The sequence below is a fragment of the Mesorhizobium sp. M0051 genome, assembly GCF_040323235.1.
Classification (GTDB): Bacteria; Pseudomonadota; Alphaproteobacteria; order Rhizobiales; family Rhizobiaceae; genus Mesorhizobium.
This window is the reverse complement of record NZ_JAMYUT010000006.1, coordinates 23646-46964: the sequence shown is the minus strand read 5'-3', so window position 1 is coordinate 46964 and position 23319 is coordinate 23646. Positions and strand designations below refer to the sequence as shown.

At 60.5% G+C, this 23319-nt stretch carries 16 protein-coding genes; 10 read left to right on the top strand and 6 right to left on the bottom strand.

Features of this window, described 5'->3' with window-relative positions:
- Positions 1-303 precede the first annotated feature (303 nt).
- The 4 genes from NKJ90_RS08245 to NKJ90_RS08230 form a co-directional block, all read right to left on the bottom strand.
- Positions 304-1338, bottom strand: a complete 1035-nt coding sequence (locus NKJ90_RS08245; RefSeq protein WP_352485903.1) for a hypothetical protein — start codon at positions 1336-1338, stop codon at positions 304-306.
- Complete coding sequence (locus tag NKJ90_RS08240) at positions 1335-3890, bottom strand: hypothetical protein (protein WP_352485902.1); 2556 nt, start codon at positions 3888-3890, stop codon at positions 1335-1337. Before NKJ90_RS08240 ends, NKJ90_RS08245 begins: the two co-directional genes overlap by 4 nt.
- 224 nt (positions 3891-4114) lie before the next feature.
- Positions 4115-4342: a hypothetical protein gene (locus tag NKJ90_RS08235; RefSeq protein WP_352485901.1), complete on the bottom strand. Its 228-nt coding sequence runs from the start codon at positions 4340-4342 to the stop codon at positions 4115-4117.
- Between the two features lie 104 nt (positions 4343-4446).
- Positions 4447-5202, bottom strand: coding sequence for a hypothetical protein (locus tag NKJ90_RS08230; RefSeq protein ID WP_352485900.1), 756 nt, complete (start codon positions 5200-5202; stop codon positions 4447-4449).
- Positions 5203-5456: 254 nt separating this feature from the next.
- Between NKJ90_RS08230 and NKJ90_RS08225 the strand changes: the two genes are divergently transcribed.
- Positions 5457-5822 (top strand): hypothetical protein, encoded by a 366-nt coding sequence (locus tag NKJ90_RS08225; RefSeq protein WP_352485899.1) that lies wholly within the window; start codon positions 5457-5459, stop codon positions 5820-5822.
- Between the two features lie 422 nt (positions 5823-6244).
- Here NKJ90_RS08225 and NKJ90_RS08220 read toward each other — a convergent pair whose 3' ends face one another.
- On the bottom strand, positions 6245-6535 hold the full coding sequence (locus NKJ90_RS08220; protein ID WP_352485898.1) for a hypothetical protein: 291 nt from the start codon (positions 6533-6535) through the stop codon (positions 6245-6247).
- A 560-nt stretch (positions 6536-7095) separates the two neighbouring features.
- On the opposite strand from NKJ90_RS08220, the gene NKJ90_RS08215 reads away from it, so the two are divergent.
- From NKJ90_RS08215 to NKJ90_RS08205, 3 genes are all read left to right on the top strand, one after another.
- Positions 7096-8748, top strand: coding sequence for a hypothetical protein (locus tag NKJ90_RS08215; protein WP_352485897.1), 1653 nt, complete (start codon positions 7096-7098; stop codon positions 8746-8748).
- Between the two features lie 332 nt (positions 8749-9080).
- Complete coding sequence (locus NKJ90_RS08210; protein ID WP_352485896.1) at positions 9081-11204, top strand: ATP-binding protein; 2124 nt, start codon at positions 9081-9083, stop codon at positions 11202-11204.
- A 14-nt stretch (positions 11205-11218) separates the two neighbouring features.
- Positions 11219-12565: a hypothetical protein gene (locus NKJ90_RS08205; RefSeq protein ID WP_352485895.1), complete on the top strand. Its 1347-nt coding sequence runs from the start codon at positions 11219-11221 to the stop codon at positions 12563-12565.
- A gap of 35 nt (positions 12566-12600) precedes the next feature.
- On the opposite strand, the gene NKJ90_RS08200 is transcribed toward NKJ90_RS08205, so the two are convergent.
- Positions 12601-13065 (bottom strand): hypothetical protein, encoded by a 465-nt coding sequence (locus NKJ90_RS08200; RefSeq protein WP_352485894.1) that lies wholly within the window; start codon positions 13063-13065, stop codon positions 12601-12603.
- A 536-nt stretch (positions 13066-13601) separates the two neighbouring features.
- Here NKJ90_RS08200 and NKJ90_RS08195 point away from each other — a divergent pair.
- The 6 genes from NKJ90_RS08195 to NKJ90_RS08170 all read left to right on the top strand — a co-directional run bounded on the left by NKJ90_RS08195 (position 13602) and on the right by NKJ90_RS08170 (position 23008).
- On the top strand, positions 13602-14021 hold the full coding sequence (locus NKJ90_RS08195; protein WP_352485893.1) for a very short patch repair endonuclease: 420 nt from the start codon (positions 13602-13604) through the stop codon (positions 14019-14021).
- Positions 14018-15499: a DNA cytosine methyltransferase gene (locus NKJ90_RS08190; RefSeq protein WP_352485892.1), complete on the top strand. Its 1482-nt coding sequence runs from the start codon at positions 14018-14020 to the stop codon at positions 15497-15499. Before NKJ90_RS08195 ends, NKJ90_RS08190 begins: the two co-directional genes overlap by 4 nt.
- Before the next feature lie 204 nt (positions 15500-15703).
- Positions 15704-17188, top strand: coding sequence for an ATP-binding protein (locus tag NKJ90_RS08185; RefSeq protein ID WP_352485891.1), 1485 nt, complete (start codon positions 15704-15706; stop codon positions 17186-17188).
- Positions 17185-19947 carry a Z1 domain-containing protein gene (locus tag NKJ90_RS08180; protein ID WP_352485890.1) on the top strand — a complete coding sequence of 921 codons (2763 nt, stop codon included), beginning with the start codon at positions 17185-17187 and terminating at the stop codon, positions 19945-19947. Before NKJ90_RS08185 ends, NKJ90_RS08180 begins: the two co-directional genes overlap by 4 nt.
- The gene (locus NKJ90_RS08175) at positions 19944-20927 is read left to right on the top strand and encodes a PD-(D/E)XK motif protein (protein WP_352485889.1); all 984 of its coding nucleotides are present in this window, start codon (positions 19944-19946) and stop codon (positions 20925-20927) included. Before NKJ90_RS08180 ends, NKJ90_RS08175 begins: the two co-directional genes overlap by 4 nt.
- Positions 20927-23008 (top strand): AIPR family protein, encoded by a 2082-nt coding sequence (locus tag NKJ90_RS08170; RefSeq protein ID WP_352485888.1) that lies wholly within the window; start codon positions 20927-20929, stop codon positions 23006-23008. The genes NKJ90_RS08175 and NKJ90_RS08170 overlap by 1 nt, the downstream gene beginning before the upstream one ends.
- The last annotated feature ends 311 nt before the right edge of the window (positions 23009-23319 follow it).

The following is a 23319-nucleotide window of genomic DNA, read 5'->3' as shown; positions in this document are numbered from 1 at the left end:
GGGGGCGGAATGGACCGAACGCCGATGCCAATGGTTGTGAACCGCCAGGCGTAAGCGCCTGAACGCCGCCTGTCCGCGAACGCCCACGTGGAGGAGTCGGAGTTGCGTCGCAACTTATCTCAGTTCAATTCTGCAACGTCGTTCTCTGATTAGTCATTTTGAGTCTGGGCAGTTTGTGCCGGATGTCCGCAATAGCTCTCTGCAAGCTGCCAGTCCGCCTTTGGCCCGAATGCTGCCTGGCGGCGATGCTCAGAATGTCGGTCTTCAAAGCCTGGGGCGCCGACTTTCAAAAACGGACTTCGCCTATTCTCGGATCAACTGGCCCTCGTAATTAGGCTCCAAAATGAACCGCCACATCGGCATCCGTCCGTCTCCGCCTTTCAGACGCAGCGCCCCGAACCATTCCGGCTGCGCCGGCGCGGAGATCCGGACAACTTCCCCATTTTTCATCGTTTGATCTGCATAGTAACGGGCGAAAATGCGGCTGAGGGGACCTGCGGTTTCGAAACCTTGATAGCTCATCTCGAGGGGAGCGCAGTCGAACTCAAGCGCGATCAGTCGATCGCCGTCGACCACGGCTCTCGGCTCCTTGGTCTCCCAGTCGCTATATTGCATGACGGTCCATGCGATCTGCTGGTCCGAACGGTCCGACAGCTCGAATCCGCCGCTGAAGATCTGCGCCTTACCGATGGTAAGGTGCACGGTGCCATCCGGTGCGATCGGGCTTGTCCGCTTGGGATCCGTCGCCAGGCGGAGAAGAAGTGGCGCTCGCATGCCGAGCGATTCGTCGCCGAGCGACGCCATCTCACTCACCTTGAGGGCTTCCATCATATCGACGGTCAGATCGCCGCCGCCTGGGGCGAGCTTTTCGGGATCGACCAACGTCCAGATAGACCAGCGCGCCCAGAACACTGCGAGCTTGAGACTTCCTCCCGTCGCGATGGCGTAGCGGTCGAGAGTCTTGCGGTAGTCGCGTGTCAGGAGACGGCGACGCTGACGAAAGGCGTTGCGTTCATAGACGTTTTTCACTTCCACCAGCCAATTTCTCCCGTCCTTCAAGACGACCCTGAAGTCGGGGGGCTGCATCTTTTCGGACGAGAACACCCGCCCGCCGTCCTCGGGCTTGATGAGCTGGACCTCACCCAAGCTCACGACTAGCGCCTCGAACATTGCTTCGGCGCGCTGCCCCTGAAGAAGGATGGGGTCTTTCAGGGCGCGATCGATCGCTTGCTCGACATGAAGCCCGAAGGCAGGTCGTATCGCCGCGTCATTCAGGTTGATGTCGGTACCTTCCCCGAAACGAGAGAGCTCGCGCAGGAGGTCGAAAGGCTTACTCACGACTTCGCCTCCTTGGGGTTCAGCAGACTGAGGACCTCCCGGCATACGCCAGGATCGCCCAGGTCGGCGATCAAGGCGTCCTCACCGCGTTCAATCGGGCCGGAATTTACCCATGCAAGCGACGGGTGATTGTCGGGAAGAAGCCGCTCGATCGCCGACCTAGAGGACTCGCTTGGTTTCACCGCAGGCCAGAGCATCAGGAGAATAAGAGCTCGTCGCTTGGAGTTCGCCGATATTCCGCGCGCAAGCTCCAGACGCTCTTCAAGAGCCATTCGACGCGCTACGATGAGGGTCAGCATGGCGGCGATTGCTGGCGCACGGGTTACTAGGAGGTCCGTCGTGATCTGGCTGACCATCGCTGGGTCCAGCGTGTCCGCTTCCGCCAACATCGCGTGGGCTGCCGCGCGCCTGACACGAATTCGACCCGGCGTAACGGCAAGCTCTAAAAGCCGCTCTTGGAAGGTGCGCCCGCCTTGGGCGGCGATGATTCTGAACAGGCCACCACAGACCACCCAGTCCGAGGTCTCAATCGCGATCTCCCGCAGTTGTTCAAGGATTGCCGGATCAAGAGGCGTTAGACCGGTGATCGCATCGACTGCCGCCCGCGCGATCGGGAAATTGTCGTCCTCGCCATAGTAGCGCGACGACGAAGACCATTGATCCCGTGCGAGGCGCAGCAAGACTGGAAGATGGGCCCGATGAGGCTTGGCGACGAGCAGGCGAACCAAGGCTTTCCGCACCGGGCTCCCCTCAGCGGCGGCCAAGGCGAGCAAGTCCGCCGACAGGGGCACCGAAACGCTCTCTCCGACTGCTGCCAGCGCCTTCGCAACGACATGGGAGAACCTGTGGTAGAGCGCCGCGGAGACGACATCCTCCATGCCCAGTGCGATGGCCGCGGCAACGGCTTCGACGCAAGCATCGTCGTCATTGCTGTGGGCAAGCGTCCACTCGATGTCAGCGCGCGCGGAGGCTGAAAGGTCGAGGTGCCGACGAATGCGCAAGCCACGAACGCTCGGGCTCGATCGTGCTGGCCTAGCCAGCAGCGCAACGGCCGCCGAAGAGAGAGGCTGCAGTTTGTCCTCCCCGCCATTGCGCGCGGCTTCGCAAAGCTCCTGAAGGGCGGGGTCGAGATGATTTAGTGCGGCGATGGCGGCGGCTTCATGCTTGTCGCCGTCGCCAATCCGCTGGTCCTGAAGATGAGCGAGGTCGACAATGAGTTCGACAAGCCTTTCGTCCTTGCCAACCCGGCGAAGCTCATCTGCAATCGGCGCCAGCGCATCAGGCGCTTGTTCGACGAGGCACGCCAGCGCGGCGTGCCGTACAGCGCTCAGCGGCGATCCCTGACGGATGCGGAAAAGGAGTCGCTCCCGGTACTGCTCGTCCCAATGCTGCATAAGGACAAACCATAGGGCGTCTTCCTCTTCACCGTCGAAGCCCGCGGCGAACGCGCCGGCTAATTCGTCGTCCGACGGCCGCTTGGTCTTCGCCCCGCTCAGGAGAGACCGCATCCAGTAGGAGAGAAGCGACGTGGCGTGCCGGTGCTGCGCTAGGCTTCTCCAGCCCTTCGCCTCACGGACGCGATCCGCATAGGCTCGTAGGAATTCCCCTGCCGTAAAGCCATCGTCATTGTCTGCGAGATGTTCGGCATAATCGCCGTTGTAGACTTCATTGATGATGGCGAGGTGGGTCTCGTTCGACTTCGCCTTCGCCTGCTCGTCGCTCGTCGGCGTGCGTTCCTTGACCGCAGCGTCGACGATAGGCTCGAAGCTGTCCAGATCGCGCAAGGCGCCGGCAGCGACGACGTCGAACGAATGCGTGAACCCATGGCGGACAATCACCGCTGCCGCTTCGAGATAGGCCGGGGTCAGGTCTGGCGCCAGACGATCGAGATCGCCGACGAGAGACTCGCTGTAATGATCACGATCATCGGGCAGGATCTCCCTGACGAAACGCCCGGCGATCGTGGGTATCGCCGGATCTGAGCGCAGGCGGTCATACCAGGCGTCGGGATGGCCCGGACGTCCCCACACATTTAACCCACCAAAGCTTTCGTCGGGTCGGTGCAGGAGGTAGCGAGCGAACTCGGCGGCGCTGGACGCAGGCGATCCGGCCGCAGCCGCAAGGCTCAGATGTTCGGTCAATTTGCTGGAAGGGTCGGCCAGGCGATCGGACAGCCATCCGTCGACCCTGGCCGCCGTCATCGGCCTCGGAACGAGCGTCAGCTCCGGAATGCGTTTGGCGGCTGCGACGATGCGCGCAGCGACCCCTGCGCCCCAATCTTCTCCCGGTCCATCGGGATCCGTCAGCACGTCGAGGAGCGTATGCGAGAGCTCTTCCCGACGCCATCGCCCTTCTCCGACGCGACGGACGCGCAGACGCGCCTCCTCGCGGAGCGCGCGAAGACAATCGACCCAGCGCGCGTTCGGAATGCCAAATCGTTCTATCAGAAGCCGTTTGATTTCTTCGACCAGCCGGTCTTCGTCCAGATTGCCGATGATAGCGATGCGTCCCGGGGCACCGGCCGGGAGCGCTTTCGCTGTCGTGGCAGGCATTCCGCTCTTCTTCGGCCAGCTTCCGGCGCTTTTGACTCTCAGGCCTCTTGTACCTCCGTTCAGCGCTGCACTTGTGACGAGAAGGTATCGGATAGTCGAGGTGGCTAGCCGCCGCGCGGCCGACAGCCGGGTCGCGCTTCCATGCTTCAGCAGACGGTTGATGCCGTCGACGGTCCAGGCGTCGCCGCCGCGCAGCTTCGCCTGCACGACAAGTGTGTAGCCATCTAGGCCAATACGGGTATGCGGCGCCAGACGCCACGCACCTTCCCATTCTCTCGATCCCGCCTCGGATCGAACATCAGCCCCTCGAAGTGATCAAGGAACACCTCTGCAGATGCGGCGTCGCTGAAGCAATGGAGCCGATAGGTTTCATATTTGCCATTCGGCCATATCGCCTGCACATGCCGCGTCTGGTGCTTAAGCCCTCGTTCCTGGCAGAACGTCGCGATCATGGTGAAGTTCCGGTCGGTGCAGAGGTCATCGGGCAGCGCAACCTGGTGTGGCCAGTCGCGGTCGATGACCGATGGCGTTGGTGAACCCCGACTGCGTTTGACCACTATTCGAAATGCATCGATTGGCCACGCATCATGGCCAGCGTCAGCGCGATTGCAGGATTTGCCGGTGGCTTCTCCATGTGCAGGGAGCCGTCGAAATCACGCCACGCCGCCATGCGCAATTCATCATCGTCATCACTGGCCGCCGGGTCGAAAACGTGGGCATCGCAGGGATCCCGGTCGATCTCGATTGTCCAGTCCTTGAGCGCCTTGCGAGCCATCTCTTCGACCTGGGCAAGGTCGCTGGTGAAGAAGGGGATACGGTCTCCCTCTTCCGATAGCGGCTCAACCCGATCCAGCGTCGGCCGCTCGGGCACCCAACCCAGAACGAAGGCAATGTCGAAATCGATCTGGCGGTCTGGGCCAGCTGTAACCTCCAGCCGTTTGACGACGTCAGGATAGAGCTGTTTGCGCGCCGGCCACGTGTCCGGAAGCGCCTCGGCCTGCAACTTCGTGCGGGGAACGTTGATCAGTTCCATGACCTGATGGCGCGGAATTTTGTCCTCCGGCCAGCCCGCACAACAAGCAGCCGTCGCAGCCTCGTCGGCCTCCAGCCAGACTGTGGCGGCCTGGTCCTCGTCTTCGGTAGGCTTGTCGTCTTCCGGAAAGCCTTTGATATCCCACCCTTCCAACGCAAACAGTCCTTCCGCGCCCTGCAAAGCCGTAATGCCGGCGCGTGCAAACACGGCTTCGGCTGCGGCGATGCCGCGTGCGAGCTCTTCGGGTATTGCGTTCTCAATGTTCAAGCGAAGTTCCATGGTTCGCCTCCTATGGCCTCTCTCTGTTAATGTGAACAAAAAGAGAACAAAGAGTCAAGTGCTCCCCTTGACGAGACAGGAATATGTTCCTTATTTCAGCGTGATCTTGAGCAGCAGAGGACCATGGCTCGGCGTCAATCGCGCTGGCCGGCGAAGCTATGGCGAAAACAGCGGAAGACAATTTTCGGATCGAGGTCTGGGATCGCGAGGAGCAGGCTCTGTCAGAAACCATTTCGCGCTCCCCCGATTCGACGGTGAGCCAGGCTGCCTGGCAGGCCGCCATCCGGCGCCGGCCGGGCATGCTGCTGATCCATTACAACAGTCGGCATGTGATGGAGAAGATCCTGACGCCAGGCGAGGTGAAGATCCCGCCACAGACCATCATCGACGGTAGTGTTCACGCCGGCCTCGATGTCGCCCTCGGAGACCTTCGCGAATGGCATGTGCTGCGGGCCTGGTGCAGATCTTGTTCGCACCATGCAACGGTAAAGCCTGCCGGCCTCATCAAACGCTATGGCAAAGGCGCTCTGTTCAGTTCAGTCGAACGCGCGCTTTTTTGCACCAGTTGTGACAGGGGCGGGCCTGTCCGGCTTGAAATTCACAAGCTGCCACGCAATTGAGAGGAGCCGAACGGCGCAGGACCTCATCGATTTCCAGGCCAACTCGGCGCTGGTGCTGGCAAGCCAGCAGCATCGATGCGATCAGCGGCTTGACTGCCGAGGACCGGAACTGCGCGCGATCACGGCTGGTCGGCTTCCATCGTGACGCAAAGTTATGCGGACCGCTGCGGACGGGGACAGTCGGTCCCGCGTCCCGTCCTGCGGCCGGCGCTATGCTGACGCTCCTACGGCTGTCCCGTTCACCGCCCGCGGCGGGGGCGAATTTCCTCCGTCCTGCGCGCGACAACGTCCCCTGTTGCGGACGCACGCAGGACTGCGGTTTATACGCCGTTCTTCCTCAGAGCGCCGACAGTTGCCGGCGCGGAAACTGGCCAGTGAGCACGTGTCGTCTGGAAAGACGAATGAGGATGGCGCCACCACCACTACGCACTCCCGTCGGTTTCGCTCTCCTCGTCGATGGTGCGCACGGGGAGATAGGCGTTCGTCTCCAGCCACTCGCGCAATACAATCTGTATGAGGTCGGACCGGCCCACTTTCATCTCGGCAGCCAGGTCGTTGAGTGCATTCTCAGTCGCCGGTTCAAGGGAAACGCCGGTAACATTCCTGAGCATCAAAGCAGCGCGACGAAGGATGATCTGCAGATCCGGCCGCGACATGTCCCCTATGCGATCCGCGGCGCTTTCAAGCTCCTCGGCAAAGGACAGGCGGGTCATGGTCTTTTGTCGCGCCGTTCACTGCGCCCTTTTGCTTTTTCCAGTTCAGCAGAGATGTAGGCGGTGGCGTGCTCGGTTGCTCACCTCGTGTTCTCACGCTGCCGTTCCAACTCCTCTGGCGAGTAGTATACTTGGGGGACAGTTGTACAGCCTGTAGCAGCCGACAGCGGTTTCCAATCCTCCACTGTGGCGGAAGGGTTTTGAGCCAACCGCCCTTTTGCCAGCGCCAGCACAAATGCAAGAGGTGAATATCGCATCGTAGCAGGATTGCTGAAACCGCAGGTTAGGGGAAGCCTCGGTGCCTCGGGGTTCTGCTTTCATAATAGCAGGAGGTCGGCTTCAAAGTAGAAGGAGGCCGACGCTGCAAGCCGTCCGTGTGCGTCTGAAAATCTGAGCTCATCGGGAATCCCGTGTTCATTTTGATGGCGAAGGAGCGCCTGGCGCGCCACGTGGCAGATGGTAAGTTCTTTCCACCGGACGGTCGATCCTGAAGGATGGTTCAAGCAAATTCTGGTAGAAGGGCGCGAACCGGTAATGAACGACCGCTGGGACCTGAGATCATGCACCGTGCCGAGCAGGTGATTTCCGCGATCCGGACGGCATACCTGGCGCGGACAGCAGCAGCTTGGACAGGATACGAACGACAATTCCTCATAGAGCTCGTACGCGGCCTGGATGAAGCATCGTTTGCGTTCACGATGGCTCCCAATAGTGCCCAGCTGGTGCGAACGGATGCTGCCAGACACCTCATTCTCCTGGGGGCCGCTTCGGCGCTGCGGCCATTTATGGAATGCCTGCAGGACGATCCTGGTGGAGTGCCATGGGAGCCGACGACCCCACACTTCAGCTCCGTTGCTGATCAACATCTCATCAACTGTGGCCGGCTTGCCGTCGTCCAGAGACTGGCAGCCATGGAGCGATACGGACTGGCTGAAGCAACATTCCTCTCGGACAATCATCTGGTACTGGAGATGGCGTCCGATGATGACGATATCGCGGAACGCAAAGCTGGCGCGTGGCTAGGTGCCTTGGCACGTCAGCGACTGTTGATGATCGCGGCTCGCATGGCGGCCCAGAAGGCTGAAGTGGCCGGCAGGATAGACCGCTACGCAAGCGTCCAGGATGGGTGGTTTCTGCGCTACGATCCCGATGAGGAAACAATGGTCTATCATCGCGATTTTGCGGAAATTCATAATGCCGGAACAGCGGAGGCAGACGCACTCCCGAGCAGTGCGCTCCTCGGAGGACGCCCATTCGCGGACTGGAACAGGGCCTCGATATCAGCGTATGGGCGTGTGCTCCATCACATCGCCTGCGCTACGCGATTGAAGGCCAGGACGACGGGCCTCGAACTTCGCAACCTGCTCACGGTGTTCGCCCGAAAAGATGACGTGGCGGCGGTCTGGCAGCAGTCCGGAGAGACCGCCGAAGGGGCGCAGCAGATCATTGCCGGCCTGTCGCTGAATGCGGACACGGCGGCTGGCTGTGAGCGTGATCACGAGCTGCCCTTGCCCTACTATGTCGACTTCGGTCGGCACTTCGTTCTGCTGCCAATGTTCGGTGGCGTGATGAATGCAAGTGCAGGTCTGACCTGGCATCTCCGTCGAACCTACCGTCGGGATTGGGACAGGGCCGTGGACGGACGCGAGCAGGTATTCAGAGAGAACCTCAGAGAGCTTTTTACACCACCACGATACGCAATTCCCGACCGAGGCTTCCGTATCAGACGAACAGACGGGACAGAATTAACCGACATTGACGCAGTGTTGATCGACAACACGACCGGCCGGCTCGGGTTGGTACAGCTGAAATGGCCCGACATCTACGGGCGGTCTCTCGCGGAGCGCAACAGCCGGCGAATGAATCTGCTCAAGGCCAACGAATGGGTGAGCCGCGTTTCCGAATGGATTGGCAGTCGATCTTCAGGAGCCGTTTCCACCGCCCTTGGCCTCGGTCCGTCGGGTTCGGCGGCACCTCCAGTTCTGCTTGTGCTCGCGCGGCACGCTGCGCGCTTCAGCGGAGAAATCGGCTATGATGAGCGTGCGCACTGGGAGAGCTGGCCACGACTGGTTCAGAGGTGCCTGACCGGCCGGGACCCGGACATTCTCCGGGTGCTGGCCCGAAGTCGCGGAGCCGCCAGGTCAAGGCGCCGAACGCCTTCCATCGATATCCATGAAATACCAGGGCTGACAGTTGAAGTGCGATCGTCCTAGAGTCCTGGCGAAACGTTTGACAAGTATGCTAGGGAACGTCCCATGGGTCGGCAAAACAGAGGACTGCCAAACCGGATTGAGCACCTTTTGAGAGAGGGCTTACTCATGGATTTCGCTCGGCTTTCCACGTTCAGTCCACCTCCCTGCACACCGACTGTATCGTCTCTGTGTGGCTCAAGCAGCCGGCATCCCGGGTATGCGCCCGGGCTGACACCTCGGCTGGCGGCTCACCGCAATCAAAGCCGGGCTGGTGGTATCGCTGTCGGCGATCTGACGGCTCAATTTCTACCCTGTGTCCGTGCCGGAGAGTGGCCATATCGTGGCTGGTGCGCTTGACTGACCCAATCGTCGCCCCATTCCGCGCCAGGGCGCGTATTCTTGCTCTCCTCGGAGATCAGCTGATCGGCACCGATCAGCTGGCGATCTTCGAGCTCGTCAAGAACGCCTACGACGCTGATGCCGGATCGGTCACTGTGACACTTGCAGGTGTAGACGGTGACGACCCGACGATCGACGTCATCGATACCGGTGACGGAATGGATATGGAGACGATCACGTCGATCTGGCTTGAACCCGCCAGCGATCACCGTGAGATTCAGCGGCTGGAGAAGCGGCGCACCAAGCTGTTTAACCGTCTGCCACTCGGTGAGAAGGGGGTTGGCCGGTTCGCGGTCCACAAGCTCGGGCACCGGATAGAATTGCTGACCCGGCCAAGAGGAGAGAATGTCGAACACCAAGTGTTGCTCGACTGGGATGAACTGACCAACGTCCGCTATCTCGATCAGACGAGTGTCACGGTCCACACGCGCGAGCCCGAATTCTTCACGGAGAAAAACGGTCGGAAGCCGCATGGCACTCTCATCTCGATCCGCAAGCTGCGAAATCGAGTGTGGCGGCGCGGCGAGGCCCGCCAGCTGTACCGATCGATCACGGCGATCAGTTCCCCCTTCGATTCTTCAGACGGCTTCTCGGCCGAACTGAGCATTCCGGAGCACCCTGAGTGGCTTGAGGGAATGCCCGATGTGCAGGCTCTCGTCGAGCTGGCACCATGGCATTTTGAGTTCACGTTCGACGGTACTTTGAACTGGTCGTATGAATTCAGATCACCGATCGGGCGCAGACTTGAGGGGCGGCGTCTTTCTGGCGAAAGCGATCCGCTGCTTCTCGAAAAGGAATCCGGCGACAGGTCGTCTCCAGTAGCGGATGTTCAGACGCTGGATGGAATAGGCCCGATCAGCGGCCAGCTTGTGGCCTATGACCGCGATCGCAAGATTCTGACCCTGCTTCCGCAGAACCTGCTGGTAAAGCAGTTCCTCGATCAGCAGGGCGGTGTTCGGGTCTATCGCGATGGTGTGCGCGTCTACAACTATGGTGAACCCGGTGACGACTGGCTGCATCTGGACCTGCGACGCGTCAATCGACCCTCTCAGCGCCTGAGCCGCAACATCGTCATTGGCGCTATCAACCTGAACCTTGAGACAAGCACCAGGCTCCGGGAAAAGACCAACCGTGAGGGCTTTGACGAAACCGAGACGTTCAAACGATTCCGGGGGATCGTGACTGCAGTCATCCACCGTTTCGAAGTGGAACGCGCACTCGACAAGGATCGCCTCAAACGTCTGCTTGAAGACGCTGCTGACAAAGATGAAATTCTGGTCGAGACGCCGCTGAGACGTCTCAGAGAGGCGGTAGCGGCGTCTGCCGACGCCAGAACGATACTTCCCTTGGTCGACCGCGTCGAAAAAGAGTACGTTGAGATGCGTGATATGCTTCTGCGCGCGGGCATGTCGGGTCTCAACCTGGCGATTGTCATTCACGAGGTTGAGAAGGGCGTCCGCTCGATCCACGAGGCCGTCCGCAGCAAGGCCTCGCCCGAACTCCTAGAGCAGCAGTCCCGTGGCCTGATGGGCCTTATCGAAAGCGTCGGTGGCCTGCTCAAGGAGAAGACGCGAGATGGCGTCGACATCCGTGAACTCGTTCAAAGCAATGCTGAGATCAATGTCCGGCGCTACAGACGGCACCAGGTGAAGGTCACCTATGATCTGCCGGAAGGGATGCCCAAGATCAGAATTCCGGGGTCATCGGCGCTGCTCCAGAATGTGCTCGTCAATCTCGTCGACAATGCCATCTACTGGCTCCGTGTCCGTTGGCCGGATCAGGGGCCGGACGAGCCGCAGGTAAGGCGGATCCACATCGCCTTGACGGACGATCTTCCCGGCGGTCCGGCCCTGATCGTCGCGGACAACGGCCCCGGATTTCAGGATCTGCCGGAGATTGTCACCAAGCCTTTCTTCACTCGACGCCCGGACGGCATGGGCCTCGGCCTTTACTATTCGTCGCTTGCTATGTCGCTGGCCAGTGGCTCGCTGCTCTTCCCCGAACGCGAGGATCTTGAGCTGCCCGACTGGGTAGATGGTGCGGTGGTCGCGATGCAGTTCGGGCAGGTGATCAAATGATCCATCCTCCCTCGGTGATCGCCGTCGACGACGACCTGCGGGAGCTCACCACGATCGTGAAGGCGCTGCGCCAACTTGATGTCGCCTGCCTGCCGGTCCTGGTCGAAGGAACAAAGGTCGACATTCGCACGCCGCTCAGCGGTGTGCGCTTGGTATTCTTCGACATCAACTACCTCAAGGCCGTGACCAACGATGTTGCGATGTACGAAGCTGCGGCCACCATCCTGTGCAAGGTCCTGGCGCCTGACAATGGGCCCTATGTACTGATCACCTGGAGCAGCAAGGCCGACAAGCATGATGGGCTTATGGCGCATTTCGCTGCCCATGTAGCGGAGATCCCACCGCCTGCTGTAACCGGCTTTCTGCAGAAGGAGAATTTCACACCTGACGGCGCCGCGAAGGACGGGGGTGCAAGCCTTCGCGAGCAAATCATGTCGGTAATAGCGGACCAGCCGCAGATCCGGGCGCTCATGCAATGGGAAATGTCGGCGCACCGTGCCGCGGGAGACGTGATCAGCTCGCTGCTGGACCTTTTCTCGCGCGAGGACAGATTCGCTGCACGATACGGGCCATCCCTCCACGCCATGCTGACGCATATAGCGCGCAGCGCCGTGGGGAGCGGCAACGTTGCAATGGATCGCCGCGCCGCGGTGAACGAGGCGCTGGTGCCGATTCTGTTTGATCGCCTGATGCACCAGCTGCCGGCCGATGGGGAGATCCAGCTGTGGACTGATGCGATCACGCTCGCACCAGACATACCGACAGCTGAGCCGGCACATGGCTCGCACCTCAATGCGCTAAGTCACATCGCCCGTGCCGGCTCAGGGCCGATGGATGCGGGCGATCGCGGTGTGGTCTTCATGTTGCCTGACGGTGCGGCCGAAAAGATGGCGGCGAGAACACAGCGGACGCTGCAGGATATCGCGGCGGATTTCCTCTCCAGCCAGTCGAAAGGGCAGAACAGACCTTCGCTCCCCGATATGGCTGAGGTCGCGCGGGAATGCCGCTGGGTATTCGTCGGCATGCGAGCCATCTGCGATCAGGCTCAATCCAAGGGTGTCATGCGACCGGTCGTGCTCGCACTCGAGGTGCCCGGGACATTGAAGGACAAGGGCCTGGGTCTTCGCTTCAACAATCATGGCGCGATCTCGACGACACCCTGCTTCGCGATACCTCCGCTGGGAGGTGGCGTGCCAGCAGATCGCCGCCTTATCATCGACTGGCACTGGACGACGTCGCTTTCTGATGCAGAAATGGTGGGAGCAACGGTTCTGTACCGTGTACGGGAGCCGCTCATGAGCCAGATCGCGTCACAGATGAGCGGCTATTCGGCGAGACCCGGCATCATAACGTTCGATTGACGCCAATCGCATGAGGCTCGGCCATTCCACAGCAGCTAGTCAAACAGCTTCAGCTGGCTGGCGTGTGTGAAATCCTTGTCGGCTCCCGGTTTGCCGGATGTTCGGAAGCGCTGCTGCCGGAACGCAGCGCGCGTTTCGATCAGCGCGAGAGCGAAGGCGGGCATTTTTCTGATGTCGTCTGCGTAGACTACGAGATGGCCCGACGCATTGCTGACCAGCCCGACGCCTGCCTTTTCCGCTCCCTGAACAAGCAGTTCGAGCTGCTGTGGTCTTGCGCAGAATACGACGAGCGGATGGGCCTCGTGGTGCGGTATCCCGAACGCCCCGCCGTTGCAGCTTGTGACGGGAATACACCGTGCTGCTGAGAGTGCCGCGACAGTAGAAGCGACACCGATGTCGAGGCCCATGAGCAGTCCGGTCTCATCGGTTGACTCCAGCTCGTCCTCAATAGACGCATAATCTTCGCCCGGTTCTTCACCGGACTCGATCTTGCGGATCATCGCGAGTTCGAGGGCATGTATCTGCCGCGCATCGGTCCACGACAGTCCGCGAAGATCACAATACTCGCGGTTGCAGCCCAGACCGCTGTCGGTCTCGACCTCAGCGCCGACAGGCCATCTGAGACCTTCAGCGGAAACCTTCCGCTCTGGTTGGACGTCGAACAGAACATGCTTGAACACTTTCCAATGATACGGCTCTTCGGCAACGACGGATAGTGTGCATCGCAGAGCGTTGGCGTTCCAGTTTTGTGATCACGACTGGGCCGATACACCTGGTCGCGAAACCTATGCCGTCAGCTACCGCTGATACGCAAGCGACCCTGGCGCAACCGGGGATGCCAACACGGCCGCTGACGCACCGTCGCAGTTTAACGTCAGCCAGAAAAACGATCACGCCTCATTTTCCCAGTTTCAGGCATCGGGACGAAGCCTAGCCTCGATTGACCGCTCGTAATCATTGGGAACAGGCTTCAACAGGGCTAGCGCATTGCCCGCATATTCGGTATCAGGTTGCAGGAACAGTAGGGGAACGGAACGTGGATATTCTGACCAGGGAACAACGTTCCAATGTCATGTCCAGGATCCGGGGGAAGAATACTGTGCCGGAAATGGTTGTTCGGCGCGCTGCGCACTCACTTGGGCTGCGGTTCCGGCTTCATCGCAAGGATCTCCCAGGTAGCCCTGACCTCGTGTTCCCCGGCCGACGGAAGGCCCTTTTCGTGCATGGATGCTTCTGGCACCGCCACAAGGGCTGTCGCCTTGCGTATACGCCTAAGTCGAATGCCAGTTTCTGGGAGGCGAAGTTCGGCAGCAACATCGTCCGTGATGCTCGAGTCATGGACGAACTGCGCGCTGCCGGGTGGGATCCCCTCATCATCTGGGAATGCGAAACCCGGCGGCCCGGGGAGGTTGTTTCCCGACTCAATGATCTCCTCATAATGGAAGCCGCTCAATGAGCAGCGCCATCCGTTCGGAAAAGATAAAGCGGATCGCCGGAGGTTCGAAGCCACGCGTTCTCGAGCTCTGCTCAGGTTGCGGCGGCATGTCGCTCGGGCTGCAGGCCGCCGGCTTCGAACTTGTTGCACATGTTGAAAACGATTCAGACGCTGCGCAGAGCTATGCGGTCAACTTTTCGCCTCCCGAAGGCACCAGCGCCAAAGGTTGGGCGGCTCCACGCGACATGGTCGAATGCGGTCCCGAAACCCTCGCCGGAGATCTCGGCCTTGGGGGCGCAGAACATGCATTTGACGTCCTGGCAGCAGGTCTCCCCTGCCAGGCGTTTGCGAGGATCGGGCGATCCAAGCTCCGTTCGGTGACTGGCGACGACGCGGCCTTTCGAAATGACGCAAGGGCGAAGCTCTATCAGCGATTCCTGCAGTACGTCGAAGTGGCTCAGCCTGTCATAATCCTGATCGAGAATGTTCCTGACATCCTGAATTTCGGTGGCCACAACATACCCGAGGAAATCAGCGAGACGCTTGACGCGCTTGGGTATTCAACAAGCTACACGCTCCTGAATGCGGCATTCTACGGGGTCCCTCAGTTGCGGGAGCGGCTGTTTCTCGTCGCGGTCGACAAGTCGCTCGGATATGTGCCCACATTCCCCAGCCCCACGCATTCAGTCGAACTGCCCTCGGGATATGAGGGCGCGCGAACGGTAGCCTTGAAGTACATCCCGGAGATCAATTCACACTTCCATCCAATCCCGGTCGCTTCGTCGGATCTTCCAGGTGCGGTGACGGTGAAGGCCGCTCTCTCGGATCTTCCATACATTTCAGAACACTACCGGGATCCGAAAGCGATGAAGCGCCGAAAGGTGCAGGATTCGTTGCCCTATCGGTCTTTCACCGGACTGTCCTCATATGCCCATCTGATGCGGGAATGGAAGGGCTTCAAGACCGGCGGAACAGTAGATGGCCATGTGGTGCGTCTGACACCACGCGATTTTCCCATCTTCCGCAGGATGCGAGCGGGCGCGGACTATCCCAGGGCCCTTCAGATTGCCGAAGAGATTTTTGGCGAAATGCTGGCATCTGAAAGCAGGCGGCCACGCAAGGGCAGCGCTCGATATGATGAAATCCGCGGCAACTGCGTTCCGCCCTACGATCCGGGCAAGTTCCCGAACAAGTGGTGGAAGCTTGAGCCCACATTGCCATCTCGCACCCTTACCGCGCACCTGGGCAAGGACTCCTATTCGCACATTCACTGGGACAGCAAGCAGCAACGCATGATCTCGGTCCGTGAAGCAGCGAGATTGCAATCCTTTCCCGACGGGTTTCGGTTCGCTGGGGCCATGAATGCATCCTTTCGTCAGATCGGGAACGCAGTGCCACCGTTGCTGGCGTACGCGGTGTCGGAGCACATCAAGACAGAACTGAGGATGGCGGCTGGGTCGTGGAAAAAACTGGAGGCAGCGAACAGGCACGCGGCGTGAGGACAAATCCCTGCGCCTGCCAAAGCCGATAAGCTGTTCAAGCCAGAAGCCGCGTCTCCCGGAATGAAATTCCCACAGTACATGCCGATCAGTGGCGGTCGCCTGAAACAATGGGAAAGCATCCGCAGCGCCGGTCGGGGTGGCAGATGATCCTGATTGGCGGGAGACGGGTTCTCCGGGGAGGGATGGAGGGGGTATAGTGAGTTGGAACCTGTAGAGATCGCACCGACTCCCGCGGCACTGCTGCAGTCGCTGCGCGGACTTGGCTATTCGCCTGAAACCGCCCTTGCCGACCTGATCGACAACAGCATCGCAGCCCAGGCGCAGACGATCGAGCTCAGCATCGACTGGAACGACGGTGAGATGCGCATCGGCGTGCTCGATGACGGCCGAGGAATGACGTCAGCCGACCTGGAATCCGCCATGCGTTTTGGCGGTAATGGTCCCGACGTCGAGAGGAAGCCTGACGACCTTGGCCGGTTTGGACTGGGCATGAAGACGGCATCGCTTTCGCAATGCCGGTGCCTGACGGTGCTCAGCCGTTGCGACGGCGAAACGAACAGCAGGACCTGGGATGTCGATGACGTGCTTCGCACCAGGCGCTGGACTGTTGGCGTCGGGTTGCTGCCACAGAAATTCGACCATCTGCCGGCCCTTGACAAGCGTCCTTCCGGCACGCTTGTCGTACTGGAACGAATGGATGAGATCGGCGGGCTGTTCGGGCTCGACAAGGGGCATTTTTTCGCGAAACTCCAGGATATTCGAAGTCACTTCGCGATGGTCTTTCACCGTTTTCTCAGCCTCGACGCCAGACGCATCCGTATCGTGGTGAACGGGCGTGATGTGGAAGGGTGGGATCCAATGCTTCGCACCCATCCCGCGACACAGCGGCTGGGAGCGGGGCGGGTCGGCGCCGGTGCGCAGGCCGTACATGTGGCACCATTTGTACTCCCCCACCGGGACCGTTTCGCCAACGACGGCGAATACGTCGCCGCAGGAGGTCCCGGCGGCTGGGCGGAACGGCAGGGCTTCTACATCTATCGGGCCAAGCGCCTGATCGTTGCGGGCAACTGGCTCGGTCTGGGATCTCTTCGGGAATGGACAAAGGAAGAGAGCAGCCGTCTTGCGCGCATTGCCGTCGACCTCCCTCAGAGGGTCGATTCCGCGTGGCGGATCGACATCAGAAAGGCGACTGCGCGACCGCCAGCGAATCTCCGTGCGCGACTGATCAACATTGGTTCAGCGTGCCGCGAGACCGCCAGGGAGGTATTTGCCTGGCGAGGCGGTCAGGTTCGCACCGGAAAGACCGCAATGGCCGTCTCACCTGTCTGGATGGAAGAATATCTTTCTGGAAAGCGGCGCTACCGGATCAACCGTGACAACCCTGTGATTGCCAGTCTTCTCCAGAGTGACACGGGGGCTGCCCGCCTGGCTCGATCAGCGTTCAGTCTCATCGAGAGATCCGTACCCGTCGAGCGCATCTGGCTGGACGTCTCCGAGAGCGCGGAGACTCCAGCGACGGCAGCCGACGTTGATGCCGCCCTGGTCGATGACCTCGTAACGGCGTTGCGAGCATCAGCATCCGACCGCGAGCCCGAGGAGGTGCTGGACTCGCTGCTGCGGACACTCCGCCTGGACGCCCCCGCACTCCGCGCGACCGTGCTTTCGAGATTCGGAGAGCCCTCATGAGCGGCGACCCCAGGCAAACGCTGATCAACATGGCTCGGCAACTCCTGACGTCCACGAACGAACAGCCTATCGAAAGGACGGCAATCCGGGAGACCATCGACCTCGTCAGTCCCATGGTCGCCAAACGGACCGCCCACACCTTCAGTGAGATCGAGCTGGAGGAAGCTGTAAAGGTTCTTGAGACAGCGTATGTGGTCCAGCAGGGTCCCGCAGTCGCGGTCATCGACAAGGACAACGTGCCAGCGGACTGGTACGTCGGCGAGCGCCGCAAACCTGGTCCGTTCATGACCCGCTACCTGCAGAAGCTTTCAGAGGATGACTGGCCTATCCGTTCGGTCGATGAACTGCGCGACAGCACTGCCCGTGTGGTTGAACTGCTGGACGACCCGAAACGGGAGGGCCCCTGGAGCTGGCGGGGTCTTGTCGTCGGCGACGTCCAGTCCGGCAAGACGGCGCACTATGCTGGCGTGATCAACCGCGCGGTGGATGCGGGCTATCGCGTGGTCATCGTTCTCGCGGGGATGCACAATCTGCTGCGCCTCCAGACCCAGCAACGTCTGGAACTCGATTTCCTCGGCTATGATACAAAGCCGGAGCAGCTGGGCGCTGGCCAGATGAAGGCAGTCGGCGTAGGTCTCATCCCGCCAGCGCTGAATGTCGGCAGCCTTACGCTCGCTTCGCCTACCGGCGACTTCAATGTAGCCTTTGCACGTCAGGCCAACTTTGCTCCCCTCGATCAACCCTGCCTGTTCGTCGTCAAGAAGAATGCGACCATTCTGCGCAATCTCAACGGCTGGATCCGCAAGCTGCACGAAGATTTCCGAGCTGCGCCACTGCTGCTGATCGACGACGAAGCCGACCAGGCATCGATCGATACCAAGGACCAGCCAACGCTGCCAGACGGCAGCTTTGACGAAGACTACGACCCGACACGAATCAATGGCGAGATCCGCAAGCTGCTGCGTTCGTTTGCGCGTTCTGCCTACGTCGCCTATACCGCCACCCCTTTCGCCAACATTCTGATCCACGACGAGAGAACGGCTGACGAATACGGTGCAGACCTGTTTCCATCGACCTTCATCTTCTCTCTCACCCCACCTGACGACTATTTCGGTCCTGTGGCGGTCTTCGGATCCAACAGCGACGGCAACAATGTTGGTCTGCCGCTGATCCGGCATGTGAACCAGACGGCAGAGAACTGGATTCCCGAAGCCCACGACAGGTATCTTCGGCCACGCTTCGATGGCCGGGATGAGCTTCCGCCATCGCTGAAGGAAGCGATCCGGTCGTTCATGCTCGCATGCGCGGTCAGAGCGGCGCGAGGCAGGGAAGCCTCTCACAATTCGATGCTGATCCACGTGTCGCGATTCGTTGACGTTCATGACCAGGTCCATGCCCACGTCCTGCGCTATCTGGACGATATCCGTGCCCGTGTATCGGGCGGCGATGCTGAAACCCTGACCGAGCTTGAAGCACTCTGGTTGTCCGATTTTGTGCCGACCACGGCAGCGCTTGCCGGTACCGTCTTCGACAGGGGGACCATTCACCTCACCTGGTCGCAGGTGCGAGACAGGCTTGCCGATTCGAATGACAAGATCCAGGTCATCGTCGCGAATGGCCGGTCAAAGGCGAACCTGGACTACGACCGCTACAAGGACAGTGGCTTGTCCGTCATCGCAATTGGCGGCGACAAGCTGTCGCGTGGCCTGACTCTCGAAGGGCTCACGGTGAGCTACTTTCTTCGCATCACAAAGCAGTATGACAGCCTTCTGCAGATGGGGCGCTGGTTTGGCTACAGGCGCGGGTTCGCCGATATCTGCCGGCTCTACACCACGCCGGACATGGAGGACTGGTTCCGCCACGTCGCGACAGCCAGTCAGGAATTGCGGGCTGAACTCGTGCACATGAGATTGATGCTTCAGACACCGAAGGACTATGGCCTGCGCGTTCAGACGCACAGCGTGATGAGTGTGACGGCATCGAACAAGCAACGTCATGCCATCGAACGTCGAACTGGCTTCGCTGGCGAGGGCAAAATTCAGACCGTCATGTACACAGAGAAGAGCCGGCTCGAGCAGAATGCCGGAGCAACCGATACCTTCCTCGAGACGCTCGGCGTCGCCGAACGCTCGGTCAACCGACCCGGCGGCGACGGCACTGCCGCCGGACTCGTCTGGAGACAGGTGACGGGCGAGATGGTTGCTGCCTACCTCCGTACCATGAGCTTTCCGCCTGAGAACAAGGAAATCGAGGCGGTCCAGCTGGCGGCCTACGTCGAGGACCAGCTGCGACAGCCGCAGCCAGAGCTCACCCGCTGGATGGTATTCGTCCCCGCAGGCGACGGGCGCCTTGTCGATGTGGCGGGGAACAGGATCAAGAGTGTCATCAGACGCCCGCTGGCAGAGCGGCGCACAGCTGACCGCTACATCGTCAAGTCGATCCTGAACCCGCCCGATGAAGCACTCGATCTCTCTGATACTGAATTCGCAGCAGCACTCGACCGGACGAACGCTGCTCGCGCTGCAGTGGGAATGGCCCCGTCCAGCCGACCAGCCGGGCCGGACATCCGCTACATCCGTGGCCGCCGGCCTGAGTCAGGAATGCTCATCATATATCCACTCGATCCGGACGAGGACGGTGTCGTGGACACCGACGGTCCCGTCATTGGCCTGGTGGTCAGCTTTCCCGAAAGTGCAACGGCCAGTCGGCGGATCTATCTGGAAAACACCGTCCTTCAAAAGGAGCTGGCGCGGCGATGAGCGTGATGGCCGCCGATCTGGAACTGGTCTGGGCGAGGCTGGCTGCCGGGGGCACCCCAAAGCGCCAGTTTGTCAGCGTTCGCATCGATCCAGCCAGTCATCTCGATGTTCATGTCGCCCTGCGCGCGCTGGATACTGCACCATGCCTGCTCTTCGATCTGCCGGACCCATCCAGTGTCGGCGACGCTGAATTCGAAGTCGGAGGAATGCGCTTCTTTCGGGCGGCCGCTGCCGGTGGTCAATGCATGGTTCTCTCACTGGAAGAGCCAGCTCACCGCGAGCTCTTCGCAGCAGTGTGCGCCGACGTGCTCAGCTTTGCCGGCGCCGACACCGCTGCTGACGGGTTGAAGCTGGTGCTTGCCAGGCTCGATGCCTGGCGTCTCTTTCTACGCTCACTGGCAGGTGGCATGAGCCGCTCTGAGGTCATTGGGCTGATAGGCGAACTCTGTGTCATGAAGACGATCGTGGAGCGGCGGCCATCCCTTGTCGCGACGTGGCGCGCGCCGGATGACGCAGTCCATGATTTCGAGAATGCCGGGCAGGCGCTTGAAGTAAAGACAACCCTGGGAGCCGGATCGAGAGTACGAATTTCGACCCTTGACCAGCTGGATCAAGCAGGCCTGGATCAACTCTGTCTGCTCCACGTGCGCCTGTTCGAGACGCCGCTTGGAGAACGTGTGGACGATCTGATCGACGCCATTTCTTCACGCCTGGAAACTGAGGCTTCCAGGCGTGACTTCTCCAACGCACTGCTGCGGCGGGGTCTTCGGCCGGATGACACCGCTGCGAGATCCGGTCTGCGCACGGCTCTCCAGCAGATCACCGCCTATGCCGTGACCGAAGCCTTTCCGCGCCTGAACCGCTCGGACGTGCCAGCGGGGATCATCGAGGCGTCCTACGCAATTGAACTCGGGCCATTGCAGTCATTCGCCTCGCCCTGGTCGGATGGGTGTGCCACCTACTGCAACAGGAACAGCTGATGGACGATACTCTTCAGAATTTCGCACAGGCGCTCGCATCAGACGTTGAAGATGCGGTGTCCAGCCCGGACGCGCCGACACTGTTTTCTTCGGAAATGTTCACCCGGATGGTCCTCGAACGGCTCGAAGAGGTGGGCCAGCTGGAAGCTGCGTTCGACCTCAATCAGGAAGGCCATTTTGGGCGCGCGAGCTATCGAATCGATGGCTACACACTGGATGAGGAACGCGGCGTGCTCGAACTGTTCACCACACTGTACAGCGGCGACATACCCCCCGCCCGAATTTCAGCCGCCGATGCGACACGTGCCTTCGAGCGTGCCCTGCGCTTCGCGAGGGCGGCAATGGACGGTCTGGCGGACAAACTCGAGCCGTCCAACACCGATGCCAGCGATCTCGCGCGGCAAATCGAACGCGCCGCTACCAGGATTACCTCGATACGCCTGATTCTCCTGACGGATGGTATCCTGGCGTCGGCGCTGCCGAAGGACGGCGAATGGGCGGGAAGGCCCATTGAGCACGACGCCTTCGACATCGTTCGACTGCATCGCATTCTTGGTGAGGGCGAAACACGATCCGACATATCCGTGGATCTGCGCCAGCTTGCGGGCAGAGCTCTGCCCTGTCTGCACGTCCACGCCGAGGGTGGTGGCTACGAAGCCTATCTCACGGTCATTCCAGGCGAAGTTCTGTCGCGCATCTATCATCGCTATGGCGTCAAGCTGCTCGAGCTGAACGTTCGCGCATTTCTCGGAATCCAGGGGCGCAGGAGTGTAAATGCCGAACTGCGAAAGACGATCGCTGATCAACCGTCCATGTTCCTCGCTTTCAACAATGGCATCGTCGCGACTGTCGATGACATCGTGCTGGAAAAGGATGCTGCCGGTCGTGAACTCATCAGCGAGCTTCGCGGGCTGCAGATCGTCAACGGAGGGCAGACGACTGCTTCCCTTCACCGCGCACGCGTCAAGGAGAGCATAAAACTTACCGACGTCGAAGTGCCCGTGAAGATCATCCACGTAACCGATGGCGATCTGAGTTCGATGGTCGGATCCGTTTCCCGCGCCGCGAACCGTCAGAACACGATCCAGCCCGCCGACTTCTCGGCGAACGACCCTTTCCATCAGGAAGTCGAAACGCTCGCGAACAATGCTTGGCTGGAGAGCGGCAATGGCCGCTGGTTCTACGAACGCGCGCGCGGCTCATACCTGGCGGCAGAACAGAAGGCATCCTATCGGAAGACGGATCAGCAGAACTTCCGCGCACAGACTCCCAAGTCCCGGCGCCTGAGCAAGCTCGATCTTGCCAGATACCTGAACGCCTGGGGTGGTCTGCCCTACAGGGTCTGTCTCGGAGGGCAGAAGAATTTTCAGTATTTCATGCAGCGGATGAAAGATCAGCCACCTCCACCTCCAGATGCGGCCTGGTTCCGGCGTCTGGTCGCAATCGCGATCCTCTACCGCGCAGCCGAACGGGTGCTGCGGATGATGAAGTTTCCGGCCTACCGCGCGCAGATCGTCGCCTACATCGTTGCCAGCATATCTCAGCGGGCAGGTGGGCGGGTCGATTTCGAATCGATCTGGCGGAACCAGGCTATTTCGACCGAGATGGAGGATCTCATTCGCAACTGGGCGCCCGAGGTCGATGTGTTGCTGCGAACGACCGCGGGGCAACGCAATCCAGGCGAATGGTTCAAGAAGGAGGACTGCTGGACGGCAATGCGAAACAGTCTGCCCGAACTTGCCGACCCTCTGCCCCCCGAACTGGCCAATGCAGCCGCCTCGGTCGACGGCGATGCCAGACCCTTGACGCTCTCAGTCGAGGATTTCGAGCGAATTCGGCAGTGCACGGAGGTCGACAGTTCCGCGTGGCTGGAGGCCGCTGAAATTGGCCAGCGGACCAAGGTTCTGCACTGGAAACTGGCGGGCATCTGCAGAACGATGGCAGGCTATGCAGCAGGTGGGTGGGAGAAGAAGCCCTCGGTCAAGCAGGCGCGTTTCGCTCTCGAAGCCCTTTCGACCGTCCGGCAGGCTGGTGTGCTTCCGTCTGCCAGCGCCGAGGAGGCGACGGTTGAGGCGAACTGAGCTCAAGTTGAAGTCAGCCAGGCAGAACGGCAAACGCCGATGACAGGGATGCGTGGCAAAGGCATGAACCGGCGAAGAGGGGTGCCGTCGGATCGTTCGCTGCGGAAGCGTGCGAGCCGGGGGACGCTTCCTGAGAAGCTTCCACTTGTCCATGTAACGGCTGTCTGGACGGCAAATGAGATCGTCAAGAGCGGCAAGTTTCAGACAAGTGCCTGCGGTGTCTTCAAACGTGACCTTTTGTATTTCTTCGTTCTCAGGCCGGCATATCGGGCAAAGGACGGCGGTACGAAATCACACCAGATCAATCGCTT